The 4619-nt window shown below is 76.8% G+C and carries 4 protein-coding genes; 2 read left to right on the top strand and 2 right to left on the bottom strand.

Going from position 1 to position 4619, the window contains the following annotated elements:
• Positions 1 to 143: 143 nt before the first annotated feature.
• Positions 144 to 1475 (top strand): histidine kinase, encoded by a 1332-nt coding sequence (locus tag ACFWXO_RS04835; protein ID WP_380522264.1) that lies wholly within the window; start codon positions 144 to 146, stop codon positions 1473 to 1475.
• On the top strand, positions 1472 to 2155 hold the full coding sequence (locus ACFWXO_RS04830; RefSeq protein ID WP_380399981.1) for a response regulator: 684 nt from the start codon (positions 1472 to 1474) through the stop codon (positions 2153 to 2155). The genes ACFWXO_RS04835 and ACFWXO_RS04830 overlap by 4 nt, the downstream gene beginning before the upstream one ends.
• A 13-nt stretch (positions 2156 to 2168) precedes the next feature.
• Here the strand turns inward: ACFWXO_RS04830 and ACFWXO_RS04825 are convergent, their stop codons facing one another.
• Together ACFWXO_RS04825 and ACFWXO_RS04820 are read right to left on the bottom strand one after the other, a co-directional pair.
• The gene (locus ACFWXO_RS04825; RefSeq protein WP_380522261.1) at positions 2169 to 2882 is read right to left on the bottom strand and encodes a DUF2278 family protein; all 714 of its coding nucleotides are present in this window, start codon (positions 2880 to 2882) and stop codon (positions 2169 to 2171) included.
• Between the two features lie 149 nt (positions 2883 to 3031).
• Entirely contained in the window at positions 3032 to 4417 is a 1386-nt protein-coding gene (locus ACFWXO_RS04820; protein WP_380522259.1) for a chloride channel protein, read from the bottom strand.
• Positions 4418 to 4619 lie beyond the last annotated feature (202 nt).

The following is a 4619-nucleotide window of genomic DNA, read 5'->3' as shown; positions in this document are numbered from 1 at the left end:
GGGGGGGCGCCCGCCCGCCGGCCCGGGGGCCCGGGCCCCGGCCGCCCCCCCCGGGGCGGGGCCTCTGCGGGGGGGGCGCCGGCCCCGCCCCCCCCCCCCCACCGTTCCGTCCGTCCGCCCCCGACCAGCAGGGAGAACCCCCGGTGAGCGAGGACCACTCCGCCTCCGCCGGCCCGTTCGCGACCACCGACGCGCTGTCCGGCCACCCGCTGTTCGCCCGGCTGGCCCGGATCGGCCAGCGGCTGCGCGAGGCGGACCGCGCGCACCCGTGGGTGCTGGACGCCGCCGTGGTCGCCGTGGTGTTCCTGATGTTCGGCCTGCCCGACCTGTTCCCCGGCCACGGGGACGCCGGCCACGGGGACACCGGGCCGCACGAGCACCGGCTCAACCTGGTCCGGCTGCCGCTGCCGTGGACGCTGCTCCTCCAGGCCGGCCTGGTGCTGCCGCTGCTGTGGCGCCGCCGCCGGCCCACGGTGGCCTTCGCGGTGATCATGGCGGTGTTCGTCCTGCAGTGGTCGCTGGGCGTGGGCCTGCGCGCCGACGCGGCCCTGCTGGTGGCGCTCTACAGCCTGGCCCTGCACGGCCGGCTGCGGCACCTGGCCTGGTCCTGCCTGCTGATGGTCGGGGCGATGGCGCTGGCCGCGGTCGAGGTCTCGGGCGGTGGACTGCCGGTCGGGGACGCCCTGTTCTTCCTGGTCAGCGCCGCCACCGCGGGCGTCGCCCTGGGCATCGCGGTGCGCATCCGCCGCGCCCAGCTGGCCGGGCTGCGCGAGCGGGCGGCCCGGCTGGAGATCGAGCGCGACCAGCGCAGCCGGCTGGCCACCGCCACCGAACGCACCCGGGTGGCCCGCGAGATGCACGACATCATCGGCCACAACCTGTCCGTGATCGTCACCCTGGCCGACGGCGGTGCCTACGCCGCCCAGACCCACCCCGAGCGCGGCCGGGAGGCGCTGCAACTGATCGGCGAGACCAGCCGCCAGGCGCTCGGCGAGCTGCGCCGGATGCTCGGCGTGCTGCGCGACCAGGCCGACCAGGCCGCCGAGTTCAACCCCCAGCCCGGCATCGCCGACGTGGACGGCCTGTGCGCCCGGATCCGCGCGGCCGGCCCCCAGGTGGTGTACACCGTCTCCGGCGACCCGGACCGGCTGGACCGCGGCGTCCAGCTGATGGCCTACCGGATCGTCCAGGAGGCCCTCACCAACACCCTCAAGCACGCCGGAGCGGACACCCGGGCGCACGTCACCCTGACCGTCGACGCCACCCGGCTGCGGGTGCGCGTCCAGGACGCCGGCCCGCCCGGCGGCACCCGCCCGCCGACGCGCCCGGACGGCGAGGGCCACGGCCTGGCCGGGATGCGCGAACGCGCCGCCCTGTACGGCGGGAGCGTCACGGCGGGCCCCGGCCCTGGGGCAGGATGGACCGTGGAGGCCGTCCTGGACCTCACCCCCGACCCGACAGGCGGCCACCCGTGACCACCGTCCTCATCGTGGACGACCAGCCACTGCAGCGCTACGGCTTCCGGATGCTGCTGGAGAGCCAGCCCGACACCGAGGTGGTCGGCGAGGCCGCGCACGGCGCCGAGGCCGTCCGGCTCGCCGCCGACCTGCGGCCCGACGTCGTCCTGATGGACATCCGGATGCCCGGCATGGACGGCATCGAGGCCACCCGCCGGATCGTCGCCGAGGGCGGGCGCTCGCGCATCCTGGTCCTCACCACTTTCGACCTGGACGAGTACGCGCACGCCGCGCTGCGCGCCGGGGCCAGCGGCTTCCTGCTCAAGGACGCGCGGCCGGAGGAACTGCTCGCCGGGATCCGCGCCGTCGCGGAGGGCGACGCCGTGGTGGCCCCGGCGATCACCCGGCGGCTGCTCGACGCCTACGCCCACCACCTGCCGGTCCGCCCGGTCGGCGCGGCGCCCGTCGAGGACCCGAGGCTGGAGGCGCTGACCGAGCGCGAGCGGGAGATCCTGGTGGCCATCGCCCAGGGCTGGACGAACAACGAGATCGCCCAGCGGCTGGTGCTGGCCGAATCGACCGTCAAGACGCACGTCAGCCGGGTGCTGGCGAAGATCGGCGCCCGGGACCGGGTGCAGGCCGTGATCTTCGCCTACGACCGCGGGCTGACCCGGCCCAATCCGCCGATCACCACCTGATCCGGCGGAGACACTAGGCCCGGCTGTTGGGGGAGTCCTGCGGGGCCCGGCCGGGGTGCGGGACGGAACCCGGCAGGCCGTGGCCGGTGCGGTCGTCGGTGTGCCAGGACTGGGACTGGAAGGCGAGGAACACCGCCGCCCAGCGGTTCTCGTCCGGCAGGTGGATCAGCAGGGCGCCGTCCTGGTACACCCCGTCGTCCCCGCGGAACTGGCCGCTGTTGCCCTGGTTCATGTGCACGTCGTGCACGCCGTTGCCGGGCAGGAAGCCGAACACCTTGTCGGGGACGCCGGGTTCGGGCCCGAAGCGCTGGCCGAACACGTACAGGGCGGCGTTCGGGTCGGCGATGGCGTGCTGCACGTAGTGGTCGAGCAGGTCGGCGAGGTCGTTGTCCGGGCCGGGGAGGTCGGGCGGCAGCACGTGCATCGCCGCGTGGTCGAACAGCTTGCCGCGGACGAAGTCCAGACTCGCCGTGCCCGGACGGGAGTCCAGCGCCGTCCAGCCGCTGCCGGCGGCCGGGAGGAGGGCGGTCACCGGGTGCCGGAAGTTCTCGTCGGCGAAGTAGAGCAGGTTCGAAGGGGCCTGCTGGGAGAGCACGTTGACGGCCGCGCGGTAGTCGGTGCCGGCGGCGTCGCGCAGGTGGATCTGGTAGTGCGGGGTGCCGGTGGCGCCCTCGCGGCGGCGGTCGACGGCGGTGGCGGCGAGCACGCCGTACTGGGCGATGGGCATGGGCGGTTCCTCGGATGGGGTCGGCCAGGAGCCCCTCCGTTATCGCCCACGCACCGGGTGCGGGGCCGGGGAATCGGCGAATGTTCACCTTCCGTCCCCCGGAGGGGTAGCCACGGCACCGAACGTTGACGAGTCCGCGGACCGAGGGGTCAGGCCGGGTGGACCGGCGCCGGGGTCGCTGCCTCCGGGGCGGGGCGGGCCCGGCCGCGCAGCAGTTCGGCGGTGAGGAAGGCCGTCACGGCGGAGACGATCAGCAGCGGCATCGCGTTCGCCGCCTGCCCGCCCAGCAGCATCGTGGCCAGCACGGTACTGGTCACCGGCAGCCTGGTCACGGCCGCGCCGGAGGCGGCCAGCCCGGCGGCCAGCGCCGGTGCGGTGCCCAGGCCCGGCAGCGGCGCGCAGGCCACACCGAGGGCGGCGCCGATCAGGACGGCGGGGAAGATCGGCCCGCCGCGCAGGCTGCCCAGCGCGATGCCCCAGCCGAGCGTCTTGCACAGCACCAGCGCCAGCAGCGCGCCGATCGGCCAGGCCGCCGGGTCGGCCGCGAGCGCGCCCAGGGTGGCCTGGCCGGAGAGCGCGGCCTCCTCCGGCGAGCGGCCGGTGAGCAGCGCGTACGCGGTGAGGCAGGCGCCGACCGCGACCGCGCAGCCGACCGTGCGGACGGCGGTGCGCAGCGCCGTCCGCGGGGCGGTCGTGGTGCCCGTGAAGGCCTTGACCCGTCGGCCCAGCGTCTGCCCGGCCACGCAGACCAGCGTGACCGCGACCGCCAGCGGCACCCCCCACAGGAAGTCCCCGGGGTCGGGGGTGCCGGTCGCGGGCACGTGCGGCAGCGAGAGCGCGCCGATCGACAGGCCGGTCCAGTGCCCGAAGCCGGTGAAGACCAGGGCGCCGACGCCGCTGGCGAGCAGGCAGGGCAGGACCAGCGCGACCAGCTGGGGGCCGCCGAGCCCGGCCGCCTCGATCATCATCACCGCGGCCACCAGCGGGCTGCCGAAGATCGTCGAGATCGCCGCCGCCGCCCCGGCTGTGCCCAGTACCGGGACGACCCGCGGGTTCCGGGCCCGGGCGGGCGCCCGGACGGCGAGCAGCGCGAGTCCGCCGCCCAGCGCCATCAGCGGTGCCTCCGGGCCGAGCACCGCACCGAGCGGCAGGCCGACGAGCGCGGCCAGCACCACTCCCGGCACGTCCCGGGGCAGGCTGGGCGCGCCGCCGAGCCCGTCCACCGGCACGTGGCCGCCGCGCCCGGGCAGCCGGGTGACGATCGGGGCGAGCAGCAGCCCGGCCAGCGCCAGCGCGGGCAGCGGCCACCACCAGGGCGCCCGGTCGAACCCGGCGGCGTCCGGCAGGCTCTCCCAGATCCAGTGCTGGAGTTCGTGCTCCAGGCCGACGAACCCGAAGGCGACCAGCGAGATCGGGACGCCGACCAGCACCGCGACCAGCAGCAGCCCGAGGTAGCCGCGGTGCAGCAGCACCTCGCGCAGGGTGGGGCCGCCGCCCTGCCGCGGGGGCGTGTCCGGCGGCTCGGGCTCCGGCATGACCGCTCCTTCGGGTTTCTCATGGTGCTGGCCCCCGCCCTGCGACCGAGTCTCGCCGGGGCCCGCCCGCCCCGCACGGCGTGCCGCCCGTACGGGCGCCGTACACGGGAGCGGGGGGGGCGCCGCCCGCGGGGGGGGGGGGTTTGCGCGGCCCGGCCAGCACGCGCGCGGCGGGCCGCTGCCCGGGGTGGCCCGCCCCGCC

The sequence above is a fragment of the Kitasatospora sp. NPDC059088 genome, assembly GCF_042738155.1.
Taxonomy (GTDB): domain Bacteria; phylum Actinomycetota; class Actinomycetes; order Streptomycetales; family Streptomycetaceae; genus Kitasatospora.
The sequence above is the reverse complement of the archived record's forward strand: the minus strand, read 5'-3'. Positions and strand labels throughout refer to the sequence as shown.

Excerpts from the sequence above, each read along its gene's own strand:
- ACFWXO_RS04825 (WP_380522261.1), bottom strand. The coding sequence starts at position 2,882 with ATGCCCATCGCCCAGTACGGCGTGCTCGCCGCCACCGCCGTCGACCGC.
- ACFWXO_RS04820 (WP_380522259.1), bottom strand. The coding sequence starts at position 4,417 with ATGCCGGAGCCCGAGCCGCCGGACACGCCCCCGCGGCAGGGCGGCGGC.